The sequence below is a fragment of the Pyxidicoccus trucidator genome, from assembly GCF_010894435.1.
Lineage (GTDB): Bacteria > Myxococcota > Myxococcia > Myxococcales > Myxococcaceae > Myxococcus > Myxococcus trucidator.
The window spans coordinates 125,787-147,698 of record NZ_JAAIXZ010000002.1; the positions used below are offsets into that span (position 1 = coordinate 125,787).

17 protein-coding genes are annotated in these 21,912 nt (G+C 70.2%); 7 read left to right on the forward strand and 10 right to left on the reverse strand.

Going from position 1 to position 21,912, the window contains the following annotated elements; translation table 11 throughout:
• Positions 1-256: 256 nt before the first annotated feature.
• Positions 257-1,978, reverse strand: coding sequence for a hypothetical protein (locus G4D85_RS07185; RefSeq protein WP_164009377.1), 1,722 nt, complete (start codon positions 1,976-1,978; stop codon positions 257-259).
• Positions 1,979-2,230: 252 nt separating this feature from the next.
• Between G4D85_RS07185 and G4D85_RS07190 the strand changes: the two genes are divergently transcribed.
• Entirely contained in the window at positions 2,231-2,647 is a 417-nt protein-coding gene (locus tag G4D85_RS07190) for a hypothetical protein (protein ID WP_164009378.1), read from the forward strand.
• A 22-nt stretch (positions 2,648-2,669) separates the two neighbouring features.
• Here the strand turns inward: G4D85_RS07190 and G4D85_RS07195 are convergent, their stop codons facing one another.
• The 3 genes from G4D85_RS07195 to G4D85_RS07205 form a co-directional block, all read right to left on the reverse strand.
• On the reverse strand, positions 2,670-5,378 hold the full coding sequence (locus G4D85_RS07195) for an ATP-binding protein (protein WP_164009379.1): 2,709 nt from the start codon (positions 5,376-5,378) through the stop codon (positions 2,670-2,672).
• Between the two features lie 8 nt (positions 5,379-5,386).
• On the reverse strand, positions 5,387-6,364 hold the full coding sequence (locus G4D85_RS07200; protein WP_164009380.1) for a PhnD/SsuA/transferrin family substrate-binding protein: 978 nt from the start codon (positions 6,362-6,364) through the stop codon (positions 5,387-5,389).
• Positions 6,365-6,528: 164 nt separating this feature from the next.
• Positions 6,529-9,885, reverse strand: coding sequence for a hypothetical protein (locus G4D85_RS07205; RefSeq protein WP_164009381.1), 3,357 nt, complete (start codon positions 9,883-9,885; stop codon positions 6,529-6,531).
• A gap of 231 nt (positions 9,886-10,116) precedes the next feature.
• On the opposite strand from G4D85_RS07205, the gene G4D85_RS07210 reads away from it, so the two are divergent.
• On the forward strand, positions 10,117-11,520 hold the full coding sequence (locus tag G4D85_RS07210; protein ID WP_164009382.1) for an amidohydrolase family protein: 1,404 nt from the start codon (positions 10,117-10,119) through the stop codon (positions 11,518-11,520).
• 6 nt (positions 11,521-11,526) lie between these two features.
• On the opposite strand, the gene G4D85_RS07215 is transcribed toward G4D85_RS07210, so the two are convergent.
• From G4D85_RS07215 to G4D85_RS07230, 4 genes are all read right to left on the reverse strand, one after another.
• Positions 11,527-12,156, reverse strand: a complete 630-nt coding sequence (locus G4D85_RS07215) for a TetR/AcrR family transcriptional regulator (RefSeq protein WP_205525455.1) — start codon at positions 12,154-12,156, stop codon at positions 11,527-11,529.
• A gap of 106 nt (positions 12,157-12,262) precedes the next feature.
• The gene (locus G4D85_RS07220) at positions 12,263-13,909 is read right to left on the reverse strand and encodes an ATP-binding protein (protein WP_205525456.1); all 1,647 of its coding nucleotides are present in this window, start codon (positions 13,907-13,909) and stop codon (positions 12,263-12,265) included.
• Positions 13,910-14,189: 280 nt separating this feature from the next.
• Positions 14,190-15,302, reverse strand: a complete 1,113-nt coding sequence (locus G4D85_RS07225) for a TIGR02266 family protein (RefSeq protein WP_240359130.1) — start codon at positions 15,300-15,302, stop codon at positions 14,190-14,192.
• Positions 15,303-15,318: 16 nt separating this feature from the next.
• Positions 15,319-15,693 (reverse strand): response regulator, encoded by a 375-nt coding sequence (locus tag G4D85_RS07230; protein WP_164009388.1) that lies wholly within the window; start codon positions 15,691-15,693, stop codon positions 15,319-15,321.
• An 82-nt stretch (positions 15,694-15,775) separates the two neighbouring features.
• Here G4D85_RS07230 and G4D85_RS07235 point away from each other — a divergent pair, with 82 nt between their 5' ends.
• Entirely contained in the window at positions 15,776-17,170 is a 1,395-nt protein-coding gene (locus G4D85_RS07235; RefSeq protein ID WP_205525457.1) for a M20/M25/M40 family metallo-hydrolase, read from the forward strand.
• A gap of 9 nt (positions 17,171-17,179) precedes the next feature.
• Here the strand turns inward: G4D85_RS07235 and G4D85_RS07240 are convergent, their stop codons facing one another.
• Together G4D85_RS07240 and pip are read right to left on the reverse strand one after the other, a co-directional pair.
• Positions 17,180-17,626: a DUF697 domain-containing protein gene (locus tag G4D85_RS07240; RefSeq protein WP_164009391.1), complete on the reverse strand. Its 447-nt coding sequence runs from the start codon at positions 17,624-17,626 to the stop codon at positions 17,180-17,182.
• 46 nt (positions 17,627-17,672) lie between these two features.
• Entirely contained in the window at positions 17,673-18,641 is a 969-nt protein-coding gene (gene pip, locus G4D85_RS07245; RefSeq protein ID WP_164009393.1) for a prolyl aminopeptidase, read from the reverse strand.
• Between the two features lie 264 nt (positions 18,642-18,905).
• Here pip and G4D85_RS07250 point away from each other — a divergent pair, with 264 nt between their 5' ends.
• From G4D85_RS07250 to G4D85_RS07265, 4 genes are all read left to right on the forward strand, one after another.
• Positions 18,906-19,088 carry a hypothetical protein gene (locus G4D85_RS07250; RefSeq protein WP_164009395.1) on the forward strand — a complete coding sequence of 61 codons (183 nt, stop codon included), beginning with the start codon at positions 18,906-18,908 and terminating at the stop codon, positions 19,086-19,088.
• Between the two features lie 177 nt (positions 19,089-19,265).
• Positions 19,266-20,288, forward strand: coding sequence for an ABC transporter ATP-binding protein (locus G4D85_RS07255; protein ID WP_164009397.1), 1,023 nt, complete (start codon positions 19,266-19,268; stop codon positions 20,286-20,288).
• Positions 20,285-21,088, forward strand: a complete 804-nt coding sequence (locus G4D85_RS07260; protein WP_164009399.1) for an ABC transporter permease — start codon at positions 20,285-20,287, stop codon at positions 21,086-21,088. The genes G4D85_RS07255 and G4D85_RS07260 overlap by 4 nt, the downstream gene beginning before the upstream one ends.
• 4 nt (positions 21,089-21,092) lie before the next feature.
• Complete coding sequence (locus G4D85_RS07265; protein WP_164009401.1) at positions 21,093-21,896, forward strand: ABC transporter permease; 804 nt, start codon at positions 21,093-21,095, stop codon at positions 21,894-21,896.
• The last annotated feature ends 16 nt before the right edge of the window (positions 21,897-21,912 follow it).

Genomic DNA, 21,912 nt, shown 5'->3' on the forward strand with positions numbered 1-21,912 from the left:
ACAGACGCGGCTGGGCTGTTTTTGCTACTGGGTGGTGATTGCTTACGGGCCATGGACAGATTGCTCTCTCTGCGGTGCATGAGAGGGTGTTCGGCTCGACCCAGGCTCATTGGCGCAGGCAGCGCAGACCACCCCCTCGGCTCAAGGGAGCCGACGAGGGGGAAAACGATGCAGAGAATCTGTGCGCTACCCGGCGGACGGCGTGTACCGCGTGGCCCTGTCGTCCTGACAGGCAGGTGGGACGGAGGCGCCCCGACTACTGCCGGCAGGACGGCGTCGAGACGCAGTCGCAGCCATTCGGCTGGCCTGCCTGCAAGTCGCGCAGCTTCTCGTCGTAGCAGGCGAGGATGCTGTGGTTGCAGACGCCGAAGCCGCCGGGAAGCTCGGCGAAGTGGCTGTTCATGGCCACGGCGTTGTCCAGGGCGAGGTACAGGTCCGTGCAGCTCGAGTTGAGGTTCTGCCAGTTCTCCGTCTGCACGCCCCGGGGCCCGCTGTAGTCGCGGAGGTAGCAGAAGTAGCTCGTCTGCCCGGTGCCCGTGCCCGTGCACCTGTCGGTGGCCACCTCGCCGATGCCGTTGTTCTGCACCTCCAGGAGCAGCTCGCCGCCGAACGTGAGCTGGGACTTCGCGTAGCCCTCCAGGAGCTCGCGGACACCCCAGGGCGCGCTGTTGGACCAGACCTGGAGGCGGCACTCGTCGGCCGTGCTGCTGACGGTGCAGCCCGGCTGCACGACGTCCCACTTGTTGATGGCCAATGCCGTGCGGCGGGACGTGCCGAAGACGTCGCGGTGCACGTCGATGGCTCCCAGGTGGCAGTCGAGGTCGGTCTGGTGCGACAGGCCGGCGTTGGCCAGGCGCTGGTGGGTGTACCCTTGCTTCTGCGCCCGGTAGAACGGCTCGGCGTACGCCGTCATGCAGGCGGAGTCGACGACGGTGCTGACGAGCTGGTCCAACGTCCTGCCGCCATACGTCGTCGGGTTCGACAGCAGCTCCGCCTGGAGCGCGCTCATGAACTCGCGGTACTCGGCCAGGTACGCCTGGGACCAGAAGAACGGCACACACCCCGCGCCCGCGGGGTAGTAGCCGCCCACGCCGCCTTCACCGGCGCCGGAGCAGTCGACGGCCGGGCCTTCCGACGTGGCCGGGGCATTGACGAACTGGGGGCCCGCGCCGTCGTTCGCCCGCTTGGCGAAGGCAGGCGCGGCGATGCCCGCCATGATGCGGAGTTTCACGTTCGTCACGCTCGTGCCCGAGGTGACGTTGGCCACGGCGTTCCGGAGGGGCACCCAGTTGAAGACCTGGTCGGCCGTCTCCAGGTCCTTCCAGTTCAGCATGACGATGGCGCTGGAGACATAGGTGGCGCTCGCGGGCGGAACCCCGGAGCGCGTCATCGCTCCCGAGACGGCCGCCGGCGCCGGGCGGTACACGAGGTTGAGGGAGAGCCGGGCGAGCTTCACCGCGCCCGAGGTGTTCGTCAGCGTCACCTTCACGCGGAGCTGGCTCTGGCCCGTCAGCGTGCGGGAGGTGAGGACGGTGCCCGTGTCATCAGTCGTGGTCGTGGCGCTGGCGAGCGTCTTCGTGAAGGTGCCGAGCGACGTGGCGCCGTCGAGCACCTCGAACTGGAGCGTTCCCGAGGCAGCGGTCGTCCCCACATTGCCCGTCCGGACGAGCACCTCCACCCGGGCCAGCGTGCCCGCGGGCGCGGCTGGGAGCCCGAAGGTGATGTCGCCGGTGCTGAAGCCCGTCTTCGCGCGCACGAAGCTCTGGTCGGATGTATCGGTGACCTTCAGGTAGAGCCCCGCCGTCGAGCCATCCCCCGCGGTGACGTTGACGCTGGAGCCGTCCGAAGTCGGCTGGAGTGCCGTATCGGCGATGAGCGTCGCGGAGGTCCGCGCCTGGGCCGCCAGCTCCGGCGTCGTGTCGCCGCACCCGAGGAGTGCGAGGAGCGGGAGCACGACCAGGGCGCGGTGAAGAGTCATGAGGTCTCTTTCAGGAAATCCCAAGGAAAGCGGCGCGACACATCATTCGCCAGGGCCCGCTCTTCCGTCCAGCGGCCCTGGCCGCCGCGTGCCCGGAGAACCGTGCTCCCGAGAAGCGACCGACCGGGCTGGCTGCCGGGGGCGTTGTCGACCCTGGTGAAACCGGGCCGCCCGAGCCCCTACTATCGCGGGAGACGTCCGCGCTTGTGCCCCCCACACCCCCCCCCGCGCGCCACGTCCTGGAGTCTGACCGTGACGCCCGAGCAGCATCTAGAGACCTTCTACCGAGAGAATCGCGAACGCGCCGTCCTGCACTTCTACGACAGCCTCTGCGCGGCCGAGCTCAAGTCGTACACCGAGGCGCCGCGCGAGCCCACGCTGGTGGCGGTCGGGGCTTCCTTCGACAACCTCATCAGCGGGCTCGTGAACCGGACGCCCGAGGCGTACGTCGAGAGCCAGACGGCGGCCTTCAAGAAGCGCATCGCGGGCGGCGTCGACCCGAAGGACATCCTCGCGGGGCTGAAGTCGGCGGAGACGTCCCTGACGTGGCTCATCGAGCAGGCGAGCGCGGAGCGCCCCGAGTTCGGTCCGCAGCTGCGGCGCATGGGCCAGCAGTACCTGCTCATGACGCACATGACGGCGATTTCGATTCGCACGTACCAGCCCTGAGCCAGGCGGTGCCCGGGCCCGCTCAGCACATCGCGTGGCTCTCACCTCCGGAGCCCAGGCCCGGCTGGCGCAACCCGCCCGCCGGCGCCGTCGGCGACTCCGGGTCGACCGGCAGCTCGACGACGAAGGTGGTGCCTCCTCCCGGTGTCTCCTCCACCTGGATGGAGCCCCCGTGCGCCTGGACTATCTGCCGCGTCACATAGAGCCCCAGGCCGAAGCCGGAGATGTTCGTCCCCCGCACCGCCCGCTCGAAGACCTGGAAGATGCGCTCCCGGTCCTTCGGGGCGATGCCCGGCCCATGGTCCTGCACCCTCAGCCACACCCGGTCCTCCTGGGCCCGCGCGGACACCCGCACCGGCTTCTGCTCGCCATACTTGATGGCGTTGCCCACCAGGTTCGCCACCACCTGCTCGATGCGGGGGCGGTCCCACCGCGCGTGGATGGGCCCGTCGTGCTCGAACCGGATGGGGATGCGGCTCCGGGTGAGCTCCTCGTCGAGCCCCGCGAACACGTCACCCACCACTTCTGACAGCTCCACGTCCCCGAAGTTCAGCTCCATCCGCCCGGTGAGGATGCGCGACACGTCGAGCAGGTTGTCGATGTGCTCCCTCAGCCGGTTGAGCTGGCGGTCCGCCAGGTGGAGCAGCCGGGTGATTCGCGCGGACTCGGGCCCTGGCCTGGAGCGCATCGCCTCCCGCTCGACGGACTGCAGGTGCAGCTTGAGTGAGGTGAGCGGAGTCTTCAGCTCGTGGGAGGCGATGGAGAGGAACTCCTCCCGCGCCTGCGTCGCCTCGCGTGAGCGGCGGTACAGCCTCGCCGCGTCGATGGCCAGTCCCCCGCGCTGGGAGACCTCCTCGATGAGCGCCAGCTCCGCCGCGGAGTACGTCAGGCGCCCCGGTTCGGGGTAGAGCACATACAGGCCCAGCACCTCACCCCGGACCCGCAGCGGCGTCACCCAGGAGGGAGGGGCCTCGGGCGGGGACCCCCGGACGGGGGTGCACGCGCCGCGTCCGTCACGCGCGGCCTGGAGCCAGCGTTCGAGCTGCTCCGGCGAGACTCCCAGCCCCCGCGCCCGCATGCGCCGCTCCCGTTCCGCATCGGCGTCGGCGAACACCTCCCGCCAGTGGGCGGGCTCGCCGTTCCCGGCCTCCTGCACCAGGAGCACGCAGGTCCTCGCCAGCGTGGGGACCAGCAGGTGCGCCACCGTGTCGAGCGTCACCTCGAAGTCCAGGGAGGAGGCCAGCCGGCGGCTGGTGTCCGACAGCAGTTGCAGGAACTCCTCGGCCCGCTTGCGCTCGGTGATGTCGGTGGCGATGCCGCACACCGCGTGGACGGCCCCGGTCGCGTCCCTCAGCGGGAACCTCTGCACCAGGTAGGTATGAGGCCCATCAGGCCCCGGGAAGATGTCCTCGGACTCGCGGGCGGCGTCCGCCTCGAGCACCTCGCGGTCCGACTCCCGCAAGCGCTGCGCCACCTCCGCCGGGAAGAGCTCCGCGTCGGTCCGCCCGAGCAGCTCCTCCCTCTCGCGAGCGCCGATGACCTCCGCGAGCCGGCGATTGATGCTGAGGAACCGCCCCTGCGAGTCCTTCACGAAGATGAGGGCCTGTGAGTACTCGACGAGCGAGCTGACGATTTGAAGCTGTCCCGCGCGGTGTGCCGCCTCGAGCAGCCGTGCCTGGGTCTTCCGAAGCGCCTGCTCGGCCCGTCTCCGGGGGGTGATGTCGACCACCGTGCCTTCGATGAGGTCTCGGTCCGAGCTCTGGGACGCCGAGAACGCCAGCCAGCGGCATCCTCCCTTCCCGTCGGAGAGCTCGAGCTCATGCTCCCGGACCGTGCCCCCTCCGGCGAGCTGCGCGCGGAACGGCGTCGCCGCGGCTCCGAGCACGTCATCCAGGGTACGGCCTTCGAGCCCGGCCGGCTCCGTCTTCCCGAACAGGCCCGCCGCCAGCCGGTTGACGCGGACGAAGCGGCCGCCGGACACCTGCCACAGCCCCACGAGCGCACCTTCGAACAGGGCCCGGTGCATCTCCTCGCTCCGCTGGACGGCCCGCACCGACGCGTCGAGCGGCAGCACGACGCGGCGGTACACGAACAGCAGGAGCACGGCGAACAGGCCCAGGCCCGCCAGGAGCGTTCCCCCTTGCAACCACCGCAGCCGCCCCATCGTCTGGTCGCTCCGTCGCTGGAGCCGGGCCACATACCGGTCGGTCTGCTCGACGAGCTCGTCCGACTTCTGCTGGATGCTGTCGATGTGCGGGTTGTCCGTCAGCTCGCTGCGCTCGGCGCGGAGCGCCAGGACGCCCGCGTGCTCCAGCTCGCGGAAGTCCTCATCGAGCGTCCTCAGCGCGCCCAGGATGTCCGGGTCCCGCACCGCGGGAATGGCGACCTGGAGTCCTCCCAGCTCCACGGTGCCACCCGCGAGCAGGGCCCGCACGCTCTCGTGGAACTGCCGGGCGGTCAGCTGCGCCTCTGCGCGTTCCTCCATGAGGAGCGGCCAATCCCTTTGGGACAGCCCCACCAGGGCCAGGTTCGTCTCACGGGTGTAGCGCTCGGCCAGCATCCGGAGCGAGCCCGCGACGTTGAGCGTGGCGGCATCCGCGCGCCGGGTCCGGGCCACCTCGGCCATGAGCCCCTGCGACACGCCCAGGAAGAGCAGGAACAGGGAGAGCAGCAGGGCGATCCGCAGCATCAATCCGGACCGCAGCCGCGCCAGGTCTCCCCCGAACCGCATGGTGCGCCTCACTTGAGACTCAGGAACCCGGCACGCTGCGCGAGCGCATGGCGTCGGCGGATTCCATCGTAATGAGCATCCTCCACGGGTTCGAAGCGGCTGATCAACGCCTCGTCGAGAATCTGGCGCCCCCCCGCATCCTCGTGCATGTGCGTCAGCGCGAAGCCCATGCGCCGCCGCAGCTCGGGCTCCATCGTCGTCGAGACAACCACCGGGGGGATGGCCTCGGGCCCCAGCGACATCAGCACCCGGACGTCGGCGGCGGAGCCGAAGTGCAGCTCCCGGTCGTAGTCGAGCACCAGGCTGTCGACGAAGCTCGCATCGGCCTCGCCGCTCGCCACCATCCGGATGGACTCCTCATGCGAGCCCGAGCGGAGGACCTTCCCGAAGAAGCCCTCCGTGAGCCCGCGCTCGATGAGGAAGGAGCGGGGCATGTTGTAGCCGGAGTTCGAGCTCTCCTCGTTGTAGACGAGCGTCGCGCCCTTCAGGTCCTCGAACCGGCGGAAGCCGCTGTCGCTCCGGACGATGAGGTCGGAGAAATAGAGGGGCTGGTTGCCGTAGCGGGGGGCCTTCATCACCGGAGCGGCCAGCACGTCGATGGTGGGGTCGGGCCCGTCCTGCTTGAGCACGTAGGGGTAGCCACAGATGAAGGCCGCGTCCACGGCGCCGTCGTCGATCATCTCGCTGATGGTGCCGTATGAGAAGCCGCTCACGAACTCGACCTGCCGGCCGAGCTGCCCCGCGAGCCAGTCCGCGAGCTTCGAGTAGACGCCGATGCCCGACTCGGACACGAACGCCGCGCTCATCGCGATGCGGATGGGCGGCCCGGGGAGCCGCTGCTCGCGAGGCCTCGCTTCCAGCGCGGAAGCGGTCGTCTGCCCGGCGGCGGGCGAGGACTCCGGGGCGTCACGTCCGGTACACCCGGAGAGCAGCAGGGTGGACCCCAGCAGGCTCAGGGCCAGCAGCCCCATGACGAATCGCGACATCACTCTCCCCCGGTATCTGGGGAAACATCGTCACCGCGCGGACTTCTGCCGAGCGCGAAGAGAGCGGCCGGCCGCTTCCGTGGCCTGTTCTCCAAGCGGTGAAAACAGAAGGCCCCGGCGCGTGAAGCACCGGGGCCTTCGGGTGATGCCGTGTCGCGAGCGGCCTAGATGCCGGGGATGAACTTCTTGGCGGCGTCGCCGAACCCTCCCAGCACGTCCTTGGCCAGGTCACCGGCCTTGCCGCCCAGGTCTCCAATCACGCCGAGTGCATCCTTCGCCGCGTCGAAGCCGGCGTCGGCCAGGTTCTTGAGCTTGCCCACGGTGTACTCCGCCACGTCACCGCCCAGGCTGCCCAGGTCCTGCAGCGCTTCGATGCCCTCCTCACCCAGGTTCTCGAGGCCGTCGACCACCGCCTTCGCGCCGTCGGACATCCCGTCGGCCCAGGCCTTCGCCACGTCCTTCATGGCGCCGACCCCGTCCTTGAGCAGCTCGGTGGCGGCGTCCTTCGCCCACGTCGCCCCCGCGTCGACGCCGCGGGAGATGGCCTCGGCCGCCTTCTTCGCCGCCTCGCCCGTGGTCTTCGCCACGTCCTTCAGCGCCTGCTGGGCCTTCTCCGCCGCGGCTTCCGCGAGCTCGCCGGTGCCCTTGGCCAGGTCCTCCAGCTTGTCCACGCCCGCTTCGCCCAGGTTCTTCAGCGCCTCGACGGCCTCGCCGGCGAACTCGACGAACTTCCCGCCGACGTGCTTCATCACGTCCCAGGCCTTCTCGGCGATCTTCCCACCCTGCTGCAGGCCCCACTTGGCCATCTCGAAGGATTCCTTCGGGCCGTAGTGGCCGACCATGTGGGCGATGCCCGCGGGGCCGGTGGCGACGGCGGAGACGAGGTTGACGCCCTTCACCCAGTCCGGCGCCTCGTACTCCTTCCCCTGCTGCTCGGCCTGCTCCATCTTCGCCTTCTCGGAGTGCAGGCCGATGTCGATGGCGAGCTCCGCCACGCCGAGCACCGCGCCGGCCGCCAGGTCCACGCCGACGCCGACTCCCGTCGCGTCGAGGACGAGGCCGCCAATCGCGTCCAGCGCGTTGAGCTTGGCGCCCGTCGCCGCCAGGAAGCTCAGGTCCTTGTTCTTCGAGTAGAGCTCGGCGGACTCCTTGGTGAGCATCGCCGCGTCGTAGAGGCCCGGCAGCGCGCCGAGGCCCGGGACGATCTTGCTCAGGTTCTTCAGGACCTTGCCGGCGACCTCACCCGTGACGGTGACGCCCATCCTCCCGAGCAGGCCGCTCATCATGTCGAGGCCCTGCGAGAGCGCCTTGCCGAGCTGGCCGACGGTGCGGCCGTCCATGTGCTCCAGGAGGGGGCCCGCCACCTTCAGCACGTTGTTGATGATGGAGGGGTCGGCCTTGCCCGCGAACTTCGCCAGGTTGGCGATGCCGTCCGCGTCCATGTTCTTCGTGAGCTTCACGAAGGTGTCGAGGTCCTGGCCGTCCAGGTGCTTCACCGTCTTGGCCAGGTCGTCCAGCGCGCCGTCCTTGTTGACGAGCTTGCTGAACTCGGAGGCGTCCAGCCCCTTCAGGCTCTTGGCGAGCTTGTTGGCGTCGGCCGCGTCCACCCCGTCGAGCGAGGTGAGGAGCTTGTCGAGGTCCCCCGGCGACTTCGCCAGCTTGAGCGCCTCGCCGAGGTGGTCGGTGGTGGCGTCCAGCGGCATCTTCCCGGACAGCTTGAAGAGCTTCTCCGCGGTGGCCGGGTTCTTGAGCGCCTCGGCGGTGACCTTCGGGTCCAGCCCGTTCACCGCGCTGAGGAAGCGCTTCGCCTCTTCCGGGTTGGCGGCGTTGTTGACCTGCTTGAGGACGTTGTCCAGCCCCTCCGCGTTGCTCGCGTCGAGCTTCTGCAGCAGCGGGGTGAGGTCCTTGATGTCCACCTTGCTGCCGGCCTGGCCCAGCTCGCTGACCTGGTTGGCGGTGAGCTTGTTCTTCAGGTCGTCCGGCAGGTCGCCCAGCGTGCGGTTGGCGAGCGACTGGGCGTCGGTGACCAGGCCCTCCGGGTTGGGGACCTTCGCCTCGCGGAGCGTCTTGAGGAACTCCTTGCCGTCCCGCCACGCGCCCGGGGCCTCTCCGGCGAGCTGGAGCGCGGCGAGCGCCTTGTCCTCCGGCTTCGCGTTCGGGTCCATCAGCGTGAGGCCGGCGCCGGCAAAGCGCGCGGGGCCGTCGAGCTTGCGCAGCGCGGGCGCCAGGTCCTTCATGGCCTGTGTCCCCTCGGCGCCGAGCAGGTTCTTGGCCGCGGTGGCCAGGGCCACGCCGGCCTTGGCCTTGGCGGCATCCGAGGCCTTCGGGTCGAAGAGCGCCGTGTAGGCGTCGACCGCGGCCTTGGCGTTGCCGAGCTGGGCATTGCCCCGGTTGAGCAAATCGTTGCCGGGGATGCGCTCACCGATGTTGCCGAGGACTTCCTTCACCTTCTCGGGCGGGAGCCCCTGGGTGATGGAGGAGCCCAGGGAGAGGGCGGCGGACAGCCGCTGGTCGGGCGAGGACTTCGGGTCGACCAGCGTGCGGGCCGCGCCGCGGGCGCTGTCATTGCGGAAGACGTTCTTGAACTCGCGCTCGGACAGCTTCAGGGCGTCGGCGATTTCGACGGACTCCTTGGCCTCCTTCGGCGTCTTGCCCTCCTTGACCTCCGAAGCGAAGAGCGGATCCTTCAGCGTCTTCTTCAGCTCCGCGTTGGTGCGCGTCTCACCCGCCGCGGAGATGATGCGGCCCAGGGCCTCCTGGTCCTTCACGTCCTTGAGCGGGACGTCGTTGGCGCGAGGGCCGGTCCCCGTCGTCGCCTGTCCCTCCAGCCGGTCGCCGAAGTTGACCAGGTCCTGGCCGTTCTTGATGCCGAGCTGCTCCAGCGCGGCGCGGTTCTCCGGCTTGCTGTTGAGGATGTCGAACTGCTTCTCCCCGTCGAGCCGCTGCTGCGTCTCGGCGGCCGTGGGCGCCTTGACGCCCAGCAGCTTCTCCAGGTCCGCCTTGCGGCGGGTGCCCTCGAAGGCGGAGGCCAGCTCGTTCTTCTTGGGCTCGGTGCCCTTGATGTCCTTCTCGGTGAAGGGCTCGGCGACCTTCTCCCGCTTGGCGATTTCATTCGCCTTCGTCATCTCCGTCGCCGCCTTCTTGGCGGTGATGGCGACGTTCTCTTCGGCCTTCTGGAGCGCCTGGGCCTTCTGCTGGGAGGCCTTGGCGGCGGCGGCGGCCTGCTCCTCGGCGAGCTTGGAGGCCTCGGCGGCCTTCTTCTGCTCCGGGGGCGTCTTCGTCTTGTCGGCGGCCTGCTGCTTGGCGGCCTCGGCGGCCTTCTTGGCGGCGGCGGCGGCCTTCGCGGCCTCGGCGGCGGCGCGGGCGGCGGCCTCGGCGGCCTTGCGGGCGGCTTCAGCGGCCTTGCGGGCCTCTTCGGCACGGCGACGCGCTGCTTCGGCTGCTGCCGCTGCCGCCGCCGCGTCGTTCCCCGATGCCCCGGTGCTGCTGCTACCGCTTACGCCGCTGGTTGGTGCGACCATGTATTGGAACCTCAAGAATTGGAAAATTCCTGATCCAATCATCGGCCGATAAGCCGGGAAGTTGCCTAGCCCCGACAATCAGGGTGGCACACAGGCGCCTACCTGCTTGCCAGTGCAGGCGCGATGACCCTGGGTGAAGGCGGGGCGTGCCAGCTCCGGCCCTGGAGCCCCCCGGTCGCCAGGGTTTGGTATACGGCGTATACTAAGTCAACGTGACAGGAGGAGCACCGCATGGGCGACCGATGGCTGCTTCGTGGGGCGGAGGTCATCACCTGTGAGCCCGGGCAGGAGGACCTGCCGCGCGGCGACGTCCTGGTCGAGGACGGGCTCATCGTCGCGCTCGCCCCCGAGCTGCGCGTCGACGACTGCCGCGTGGTCGACCTGCGCGGGAAGCTCGTCATGCCGGGCCTCATCGATACGCATCGGCACACGTGGCAGACGCCGCTGCGCGCGCTCGGGGCGGACTGGACGGTGATGGACTACCTGGCGGCGGTCCGCGTGAAGCTCGCCCCCGCGTTCCGACCCGAAGACCTCCATGCCGCCAACCTGGCCGGAGCGCTGGAGGCCCTCGACGCGGGCATCACCACCCTCGTCGACTACTCCCACTGCATGCAGTCCCCCGAGCACGCGGACGCCGCGCTCGCCGCGCTGGAGGAGGCCCGCATCCGGGCGCTCTTCGCGTACGGCTATGCGGCGGGGCCCGGCGACAGTCCCGCGCTGCCGACGCACGCGAGCCGGCTCCAGGAGGCCCGGCGCCTGCGGCGCACGCGCCTGGCCTCGGATGACGGCCTGGTGCGGCTGGGCGTTGCCCTGACGGAGATGCAGGTCCCCTGGGAGCAGAGCAGGGCCGAGCTCCACTCGGCGCGCGAGCTTGGCGTCCCCATCACCGCCCATTGCTCCGCGTGGCCCGTGTCGGGCCCGAGCGAAGTCCAGCGGATGGCGGACGAGGGGCTGCTCGGCCCGGACCTGCTCTTCGTCCACTGCACGTGGAGCTCCGACGAGGACCTTGCGCGCATCGCCGGGAGCGGCGGCTCCCTCGCGGTGACGCCGGAGAGCGAGCTGCAGATGGGCATGGGCTTTCCCATCACCGGGCGGGCGCTGCGCCGCGGCGTCCGGACGACGCTCGGCTGCGACGTCGTCTCCAGCAACGGTGGAGACTTGTTCACCGCGATGCGGCTGGCCTTGCAGGTGGAGCGCGGGAGGACGAACGAGCGGGTGGGCCTGCCCCGGGAGCTCGAGCTCAAGGCCGCTCGCGTCCTCCAGATGGTGACGCTCGAGGCCGCGCAGGCCCTGGGCCTGGGACACGTCACGGGCTCGCTCCGTCCCGGCAAGCAGGCGGACCTGGTGGTCCTCTCCGCCGACGCGCTGAACCTGACGCCGCTCAACCGCGCCCGGGACGCGGTGGTGCTCCAGGCCCATGCGGGCAATGTCGAGTCGGTGATGGTCCGCGGCAGGTGGGTGAAGCTCCAGGGCGCCCTGGTCGATGTCGACGTGGCGTCGGTCCGGCGCCGGGTGGTCGCCGCGCGCGACGCGGTGCTCGCCCGCGTGGGCGGAGCGGCCGCGCTCCTCGCCGAGCGGGGGGAGCTCGACAGGCACTGGGACACCGGAAGCGGTGGCGTGACGAAGGACGCCTGAGGGCGCTCAGTCCTGGCCGGGCCGTGGAGGCTTCGGGGCCGGGGCCGTCCGTGCGTCGATGCGCCGCTGGATTCCCTCGAGCATGAAGCCCAGGCTGGCCTCGAACTCGCGCTCGACTTCCGTGGCCCGCATGTGCGGCAGGCTGTGGGCGAGGCCGGGGTAGTCCGAGGCGGGCAGCGCCGCCGCCGCGTCGAAGAACCGCTGGAAGGAAGGGGAGGGCTCCTGCCTGCGGACCGCTCCCGCCAGCCAGGAGAAGAAGGTGTTGTGCAGCGCTCCCGCCTCGTCCCAGGGGAGCCCCGCGTCGTGCAGCTTGCGGACCGTCCTGTCGAGGATGACGAGCGTGGTGTGGGCCACGGGGCCCTCATCCAGCAGGAACTCCATGACGCCCCGGTGCGCCAGGCCGAGGGCGCGCACCCGCGCCGCCAGCTCCCGGAGCCAGGGCACGGGCTCCAGGCGCTCATCCGGGAGCGTGAGGGGTTGGAAGATGGCCTCGACAGTCAGGAGCGCGAGCGCGTCGCGGCTCTCGACGTGTTTGTACACGGCCATGGGGGTGGCCCCGAGCCGCTCGGCCAGCGTCCGCATGGAGAGCTGTCGCAGCCCCTGCTCCCGGACGACGGCGACGGCGGTTGCCACCACGAGGTCTCTCGAGAGGCGTGGAGGACGCCCACGCGGTCCCCGTGGGCTGCTCTCGTCGGAAGTCATGCCCCCGAGCATAGGGCAGGCCGCCGCCCCGGGCGCGGCGCTACACCGGAGAGATGCGGCCCGCCTCCAGGGGCAGCTGCAACTCGAAGCGCGCGCCGCCTTCGGGCCGGGCCATGGCGCGCACGGTGCCTCCGTGCGCCAGCACCACGCGCCGGACGATGGCCAGCCCCAGCCCCCGCCCGTTGGCGCGGGTGAGGAAGAAGGGCTCGAAGACGCGGCGCGGGTCCACGTCGGGGATGCCGGGGCCCTCGTCCTCCACCACCAGGCACACGCCTCTCTCCGACGGCGCCACCGACATCCGCACCTTGCCGCCGGTGGGTGACGCCTGCACCGCGTTGCGCACCAGGTGCGTCACCGCGAGCTGGAGCAGCGTCTCGTCGCCTTCGAGGTCGGGCATGTCCGGCGCCTCGTCCACGACGAAGCGCAGCGTGGGCGCGTCCGGGGGACCGTGGAGCTGCCCCAGCGCGCGGCGCACCAGCTCGCCCAGCTGCACCGGCCGGGGGCGCGGCTCCAGCGGGCGCACCACGTCCAGCAGGTCCTTGACGATGTCCTCCAGCCGGATGACCTCTTCCTCCAGCATGCCCACCGCGGCCTGCCCGGTGGGGCCCAGGTGCGCCTCGCGCCGCAGCACCGCCACCGCGTTGAGGACGGCGCCCAGCGGGTTGCGCACCTCGTGGGCCACCACGCCCGCGGCCTCTCCCAGCACCGTCAGCCGCTCGCGCGCCACCAGCTCGTCCTGGAGCCGGGACACCTCCTCCAGCCGCATCGTCATGCTCTGGTGGTGGCGCACGTTCTCCAGCGCGCTGCCCAGCAGCTGCGCGAACAGCTCCAGCGTGCCCGCGGCCCCCGGGGTGATGGTGGTGCCCTGCACGGAGAGGATGCCGAACGGCTCGCCCTCCACGAGGATGGGCGCGTCCAGGCCCTGGGTCTCCGGAGGGTAGAGCTGGCGGATGTTCTCCATCACCTCGGGCGAGTGGATGCGGCTCGCGATGGCGAAGGCGTCCGGGTGGAAGGCCGCCTTGCGCCGCTGGAGCAGCTCCCGGAAGTGCGGCATGGCGTCGCGGGGGATGCGCACGTCGCCAATGCGCATGCCGTACATCCGCTCCGCCGCGGCCACGCTGGCGTCCTCCTGGCGCATGGGCCCATGCCGGAAGATGTCGCCTTCCAGCAACAGGATGGACACGTAGAAGCCCTGGCGGTGCACGGCCTCCACGGCCTTCTCCATCACCGCCTGCTCGTCCCGGCAGCGCATCATCTCCGCGGCCGCAGCCGCCAGCGCCTCGGTGAGCCGCCGCACGGAGTTCTCGCCCTCCGCGTCCTGCACCAGCACCACGGTGTCTTCCGGCGTCAGGCCCGGCGAGTGCCGTACCGACACGGTGCGTGCCTGCCCGTCGGCCCGCCGTATGCGGACCCAGATGGGCTGCTCGGGGCGCTTCCCACCCCGGGAGTAGGTCTCGTAGATGGGCTCCACCCACCCGCGCTCCTCGGGGACGAAGCGGGCGATTATCTCGGTGACGGGAAGGGCCAGCAGCTCCGCGGCGGGCACTCCAAAGAGGGTCGCCAGGGCCGCGTTGGCGTGCAGCAGGCGCTCACCCCGGACCACGGCGACGGCGACGGGCAACCTGTCGAGCAACCGGTAGTCCACGAGAGGGGAAGACACAGCAGAAGGGGGAGACACAGCCGTCATCCTGGGGGGCGCTCCAAGTGTCCGCAAGCCGTCCCCGGGGAGCCCCGGGGGGCATGTGCAATGGGTTCCCCCGCACCCCGTAGGAAAGGGCGAGGGGCAATACTGGAGGTAACGACAATGAGGTTCCTGAACGTGATGGGCCGCGATGACCTGGAGCTGAAGGCGGTGATGGCGGTGATGGCCGCCTTCGTGATGACCGGGGCGGTGTTCCTCGGTCAGATGCTCTAGTCGCGCCGGGCGAAGCTCGCGAAGCTCGCGAAGTTCGCGAAGTTCGGAAGCCTCACTTCTTCACGGGCTTCGCGCGGGTCAGGTACTGCTGGACGAATTCCTTCTCCTCCTTGCGGAGGTGGCTGAGCCGCAGTCCGTAGCCGCGCGGGTTCTTTCCGTCCTCGATCGAGTTCTCCCAGATGACGGCGCTGCGCAGCGTCATGACCCTTGGCGGGTCGTCGAAGCGCAGCGTCAGCTCCACCTGGGTCCCCAACCGCAGTGGCTTGTCCGTGGCGATGAAGAGGCCGCCCGAGGACAGGTTGATGATGCGGTGGTCGGTGAAGATGCCCGCGTTCTGCAGTGACACCTTCACGTCGGCGTGGATGCGGTCGTCCGAGCGCCGCTCCAGGCCCACGAACTCGGCGCTGGAGTAGGTGGGCGCCGTCGTCGCCTTGCGGACGGTGGAGGCGGGCGGCGGCTGCGGCGCGGGCGCCGGATGCGTGCGGTAGACGGGTGCGGGTGCGGCGGGCGCGGGTGGCGGCGCGATGGGCGCGCGCGCCGGCATGGGCGCCGCCGCGTGCATCACGGGCGGTGGCCGGGGCGGCATGGCGGCCACCGGAGGCGCCATCGGCGCGACTGGAGGCCTCGCTGGCGCCACGGGCGGCGCGGCGGTGGCGCCTCCCAGGTCCAGCCGGGGCGGGGCGACCGTACGGGCCGGCTGCGCGCCCTGCGTGTAGAGGGCCTCCGCCTCGCGCATGCGGCGCGAGAGGAAGTCGAAGATCTCCGCCGACACCTTCTTCAGCTCCGGATGCGTGTCCGGGGCCATGTGGTCCGGCGTGAAGCGCTTGGCCATGCGGAAGTAGGCCAGTCGCAGCTCGTCCAGGCTCGCGTGCGGCTTGATGCCGAAGATTTCGTGGGCCGCCAGGTTCTGCAGGCCCCGCAGCTGCGTGCGGAGGCGCTCGGCCTGCTGCTGCTCCACCGATTGGGTGGGCTGCGCGGCGGCGAACAAGTCCCGCAGCTCGGGCAGCTCCTGGAGGGCCACCCAGGTGTTGCCGTCGCGAGAGGCCCGCACCGCGGCCTTCAGCCGCCCTGAGGAGATGAGCTCCCTCAGGGCCTGGAGCGCCAGTGGGCCCAGCACGCGACCCAGGTTGTCTGCTACCCAGTAACCCACAGCAGGAGACGACACGCAGACACCCCGTGAATCAGTGAGCCAGCGCCTGGCGCACGGCCGAGGCGATTTCCAGCGGATGGAAGGGCTTGCCCACGAAGCCCACGGCGCCCGCTGCCATGGCTTGCTCCACCACGGGCTCGGCGTCCATGCTGCTGATGACCAGCACCCGTGTCAGCGGCGAGACGGTCTTGATGGCGCCCAGCACTTCCAGGCCGCTCTTCTTCGGCATGAAGAGGTCCAGGAACATGACCGCGGGCTTTTCGCGCGCGGCCACCGCCAGCCCCTCTTCACCGTCCGCGGCCTCGAGCAGCCGCAGCTCGATGCCCGTTTCGGAGATGACGTCCTTGAGGATGCGGCGCACGAAGCTGTCGTCGTCCACGAGCAGCAGGGTCGGAGTCTCTGGCATGGGAGCGCATGATACCTGACCCTGTGCGGACCGCACGGACCACATGGAGGCGCTTGCCTGCCTTTTGGGCTATTCGGTGGCCATGTCCACCGACAAGGCACTCTTCCACTTCGAGTCCCAGAAGCACGCCTACCTCGAGGACCTCAAGGCCCTCGTCCGGATTCCCAGTGTCTCATTCCCTGGTTTCGACCCGGCCGAGGTCCGCCGCAGCGCCGAGGCCACCGCGAGGCTGCTGAAGGACCGTGGGTTTGAAAACGTTCAGCTCCTCGAAATCGAGGGGGCGCACCCGTACGTCTACGGGGAGGTGCTCAAGGCGCCGGGCAGGCCCACGCTGCTGCTGTACGCGCACCACGACGTGCAGCCGGCGGGGGATGCGGCGGCCTGGAAGAGCGCGCCCTTCGAGCCCACGGAGCGGGACGGGCGGCTGTACGGACGTGGCACGGCGGACGACAAGGCCGGCATCGTCGTGCACACCTCGGCGGTGGACGCGTGGCTGAAGGGCGCCGGTCGCCTGCCGCTCAACGTGAAGGTCATCATCGAGGGCGAGGAGGAGGTGGGCAGCAACCACCTGTCCGCCTTCCTGCAGAAGCACGCGGCGCTGCTGAAGGCGGACGCGATTGTCCTCACGGACACGGCGAACTTCGACACGGGGCTGCCGTCCATCACCACCGCGCTGCGCGGGCTCGTCACGGTGGACGTGGAGGTGCGCGCGCTGAAGCAGGCGGTGCACTCGGGCATGTGGGGCGGGCCCGTGCCGGACCCCGTCATGGCGCTGTGCCGGATGCTGGCCACGCTGACGCACCCGGACGGCTCCATCGCCATTGAAGGCATCCGCGAGCGGGTGCGGCCGCTGACGGAGGCGGAGCGCGCGAGCATCCACTCGCTGCCGGGCAACGAGGCGTACTTCCGTGAGCAGGTGGGGCTGCTGCCGGGCGCGCAGGTGCTGGGCGGCGGGCAGCACCCGTTCGAGATGAACTGGCGGCAGCCGAGCATCGCCATCAACGCCATCCAGGCCAGCAGCCGCAAGGACGCGCGCAACATCATCTGCGACTCGGCGTGGGCGCGCGTGGGCATCCGCATCGTCCCGGACCTGGAGCCGCGCGACGTGGAGCAGCGACTGAAGGAGCACCTGCGCAAGGTGTGCCCGTGGGGGCTGGACGTGTCGTTCCACACCGAGGGCGCGTCCGGCTGGTGGTACACGGACCCGTCGCACCCCGCGTTCCAGGCGGCGTTCCGCGCGCTGGAGAAGGGCTACGGCGGCAAGGCGGTGGCCATTGGCTGCGGCGCGTCCATTCCCTTCGTGGAGCCCTTCGCGCGCGAACTGGGCGGCGTGCCCGCGCTGCTCATCGGCGTGGAGGACCCGTACACGTACGCCCACTCGGAGAACGAGAGCCTGCACCTGGGCGACTGGGAGAAGTCCATCCGCAGCGCCATCCACATCTACGAGGAGCTGGCCACGGCGCTGGGCAGCCGCTGACGTCCGCGGCTACTTCAGCTTGAAGCCCAGGTGCGCCAGGGCGCTCTTCACCCAGTCCTTGATGGACACGGTTTCGAAGGGGACGGCCTCGCGGGCGGGGTACTTCTTCTCGAAGTAGCTCACCGCGGCCACGCCCATGGCGAAGGCGGTGCCCCCGCTGGCGGCACCCTTGAGGAGCCAGCCGGCGACGGGAATCCAGCCCACCGTCTCGCCGATGACGCTGCTGGCCGCCTTGCGCGCGACGACGCCCGCGCCCAGCGTGGGGACGAGCCCGAGCGCCTCGCCGAGCGAGAGCTTCTCGCCGTAGATGCCGGCGACGTGGAAGATCATGTACGCCTCGATGGCGGACGTGAGCGCGGTGTGCGCGCCCGGCACGGGAATGGGAATGGCGGCGGCGCCCGCGGCGCGCAGGGCGCTCTCCTCGACCCAGCTGCGTGCTGTCTTCTCTGCGCTCATGTGAGTTGAACCCCCGGTGGTGTGGACCCGGAGGACTCTAGCCGACTCAGCGCCCGCGGAAGCGGTCCGTGGCCTCCACCAGCGCGGCCGTGTTGCCGGGCTCGTTCGCGGAGTGGCCCGCGTCCGGGACGATGATGAGCTCCGCCTCCGGCCACGCCTTGTGCAGGGCCCAGGCGCTCTCCGGCGGGCACACCACGTCATAGCGCCCCTGGACGATGACGCCGGGGATGTGGCGGATGCGGTGCACCTCGTCGAGCAGCTGCGTGTCCCTGCGCAGGAAGCCCCGGTTGAGGAAGTAGTGGCACTCGATGCGGGCGAAGGCGAGGGCGAAGGTGTCCCCGCTGTTGCGCGCCACCAGCTCCGCGTTGGGGTACAGGCAGCTCGTGCGGCCCTCCCACACGCTCCAGGCGCGCGCGGCCTCCTGCTGGACGCTGGCGTCGTCCCCCATCAGCCGCCGTGCGTACGCGCCCAGCAGGTCCCCGCGCTCCTCCGGGGGAATGGGGGCCAGGTAGTGCTCCCAGGCGTCCGGGAACATGGCGCCCGCGCCCCGCTGGTAGAACCAGTCAATCTCCTGCTTGCGCAGGAGGAAGATGCCGCGCAGCACCAGCTCCGTGACGCGCTCCGGGTGCGTCTGGGCGTAGGCCAGCGCCAGCGTGCTGCCCCACGAGCCGCCGAAGAGCTGCCACCGCACGAGGCCCAGGTGCTCGCGCAGCCGCTCCATGTCGGCCACCAGGTCCCAGGTGGTGTTCTCCTCCAGGGATGCATGGGGCGTGCTCTTCCCGCAGCCGCGCTGGTCGAAGAGGATGATGCGGTACGCGTCCGGGTCGAAGAAGCGCCGCTGCCGCGCATCCGTCCCCCCGCCCGGACCGCCGTGGACGAAGACCACCGGCTTGCCGCCGGGGTTGCCGCTCTCCTCGAAGTACAGCTCGTGGAGCGCGGACACGCGCAGGCGCCCGCTCCGGTAGGGCTCGAGGGGCGGGTACAGGGTGCGTGAGGGTCTCTGGGGGACGGACACGAGACTCACTCCTCCGTGACGACGGGGTGCCGCCACCGTACCAGAGCGCCCCCGTCCACCGGACCCCACGTCCGCCGTCCGCCGTCTCCACCCGCGGGACAGGGAGACGTCCGCTGGACGACGCTGGCCCGCCAGGACTCCGGCCAGCCCGCCGCGCCTCACCCTCCAGGTCGGTCGATGTGACGGCGAAGTTGCCCGGCCGCAACGCTGACTTTGCGGGCGCTGTGGACACTCTCGATGACTCCCAACCCCAGGAGTGTCCCCATGAACGTCGCCTCCCTCATGAATCCCTCGCAGGCGCGCGGTACCCCGGCTCCGGAGCCCCGGCTGCGGCTCGTGCGCGTGCAGGCCACCGTGCTCGCGCAGGGCGCGTGGAGCGCGCTGAAGGACAGCGTGAAGGCGTTCCGCCACATGCGGGACGTCCTCACCGGCCGCGCCTGGGCGTAGGACACCGGCCAGTAGAAGAGCAGGTAGGCGCCCAAGAGGCGCGGGTCGTCCATGCCGGCCAGACCTTCGACTGTGGGGCCGCCTCCCGAGGGTGGCCACATCAACTCCTTTCATCCGCTTCCGGGCTTGAACTGAGAAGTCGCCACCCGGGAACGAGTGCGCTAAATCCCGCCGCACATGATTTCCGTCCGCGGCCTGCGCAAGCATTACAAAGTCCACAAGCGCCCGTCGGGCCTGAAGGCGGCCCTTCGCTCGCTCTTCCACCGGACCTACACCACCGTGAAGGCCGTGGATGGTATTTCCTTCGACATCCGCCCCGGCGAGCGCGTGGGCTTCCTGGGCCCCAACGGCGCCGGGAAGACGACGACGCTCAAGGTCCTCGCCGGGCTGCTCCACCCCTCGGAGGGCGAGGTGACGGTGGATGGCCACGTGCCCCAGCTTCGGGAGGAGGCCTTCCTCAAGAAAATCATGCTCGTCATGGGGCAGAAGCAGCAACTGCTCTGGGACCTTCCTCCGGCGGAGACCTTCGAGCTCAACCGCGCCATCTACGACGTGCCCGCCGTCCAGTACAAGCAGACGATGGACGAGCTGGTGGCGCTGCTCGACATCGGCGACATCATCAGCAAGCCCACCCGGCAGCTGTCGCTGGGCGAGCGGATGAAGTGCGAGCTGGCCGCGGCCCTCATCCACCGGCCCCGCGTGCTGTTCCTCGACGAGCCCACCATCGGCCTGGACGTGTCCATGCAGGCCACCATGCGGACGTTCATCAAGGGGTACAACGAGAAGTACGGCGCCACGCTCATCCTCACCAGCCACTACATGGACGACGTGGCGGCGCTGTGCCCCCGGGTCATCGTCATCGACAAGGGGACGCTGTCCTATGACGGCGGCCTGGACGCGCTGGTGCAGCGCGTGCGCCCGGAGAAGCGCGTGGTGCTGCGGCTGGCCGAGCAGGTGGACGCCGCGCGCCTGGAACTGCTGGGCCGGGTGGTGCTGCATGAGGCGGGCGCCGTGGTGCTCCAGGTGCCGCAGGAGGCCGTCAACGCCACCATCTCCCGTGCGCTGGCGGGGCTGCCGGTGACGGACCTCACGGTGGAGAACGCGCCGCTGGAGGAGGTCATGAGCGAGCTGTTCGCGGAGAACAAGGCGCGCCGTGTGGCGACCGCCGAGGCCACCGCGAGCGAGTCGGTGCCGGCATGAGCCTGCACACCACGCTGCGCGCCATGCCCACGCTGCTGCGGGTGGGCTTCGCCGAGGCGGTGGCCTACCGCGCGGAGATGTTCATCTGGGTGCTGTCCACCACCCTGCCGCTGGTCAACATGGTGCTCTGGATGGCGGTGGCGCGCACCGCGCCGGTGGGCCGCTTCGGGCAGGCGGACTTCGTGGGTTACTTCCTGGCCACCTTCGTGGTGCGCCAGCTCACCAGCGTCTGGGTCGCCTGGGTCATCAACTGGGAGGTGCGGCAGGGCACGCTGGCCATGCGCCTGCTACGCCCCATCTCCCCGCTGTGGGCGTACGCGGCGGAGAACGTCGCCGGCTTCCCCATGCGCCTGCTGGTGGCCGTGCCGGTGATGGTGCTCAGCGTGGTGCTGGTGGGCAGCAAGGCGGTGCCGCAGCACGCGTGGCAGTGGGGGTTCTTCGTGCTGGCGGTGCTGGGCGGGTGGGCCATCACCTTGCTGGTCAATATCGCCATTGGCGCGCTCAGCTTCTTCCTGGGCAGCAGCCTGAAGGTGATGGAGGTCTGGCTGGTGCTCTTCTTCGTCTGCTCTGGCTACATGTACCCGGTGGAATTGCTGCCCGCGGGGCTGCGCACCCTCATCAACTGGCTGCCGTTCCGCTACCAGATTGGCCTTCCGGTGGAGCTGATGACGGGCGCGCACGACTGGCGCGAGGCGCTGGTGCTGCTGGGAGCGCAGTGGACCTGGGTGGCGCTGCTGGGCGTGTTGACCGTCGTTCTGTGGAAGCAGGGCGTGAAGCGCTTCGCGGCGTTTGGAGGCTAGGGGCATGGTGCGGCGCTACTTGCGGTTGTTGGGAATCCAGCTCAAAGCCTCCGGGCTGCTGGCGCTCCAGTACCGCGCGGACTTCTTCACCGAGGGAGTCACCTCCTTCTTCTGGACCTTCACCGCGCTGGCGCCGCTGTTCGTCGTGTACGGCGAGCGGCCCGTGGTGGAGGGGTGGGGCTTTGGCGAGGCGCTGCTGGTGGTGGGCTGGTTCACCCTCCTGCAGGGCATCCTCGAGGGCGCCATCAACCCCAGCCTCACGGGCGTGGTGGAGCACATCCGCAAGGGCACGCTGGACTTCGTGCTGCTCAAGCCCGCGGACGCGCAGTTCCTGGTGTCCACCCAGCGCTTCCTGCCCTGGCGTGCCTTCAACGTGCTCACCGGGCTGGGGCTGTTCGTCTACGCCTTCGTGCAGCTGGGGCGCGCCCCGTCGCTGACGGGCGTGCTGGCCTCGGTGCTGCTCTTGGGCACCAGCACGCTGCTGCTCTACTCGCTGTGGATATTGACGGTGAGCGCGGCCTTCTTCGTCGTGCGCGTGGACAACCTCACGTACCTCTTCACGTCCATCTTCGACTTCGCGCGCTGGCCGTCCTCGATGTTCCAGGGCGTGGCGAAGGGTGCGCTGACGCTCGTCTTTACCTACGTCATCCCCCTGGCGCTGATGACCACCTTCCCCGCCGAGGCCATGCTGGGGCGGCTGCCGGCGAGGTCCCTCGTCGGCGCCGTGGTGGGCTCGGTCGCCTTCGCCTGGGTGGCCCGCCGCGTGTGGCTGCGCTCCATCGGCCACTACACCTCCGCCAGCAGCTAGCAGCGTGGCCGCGAGC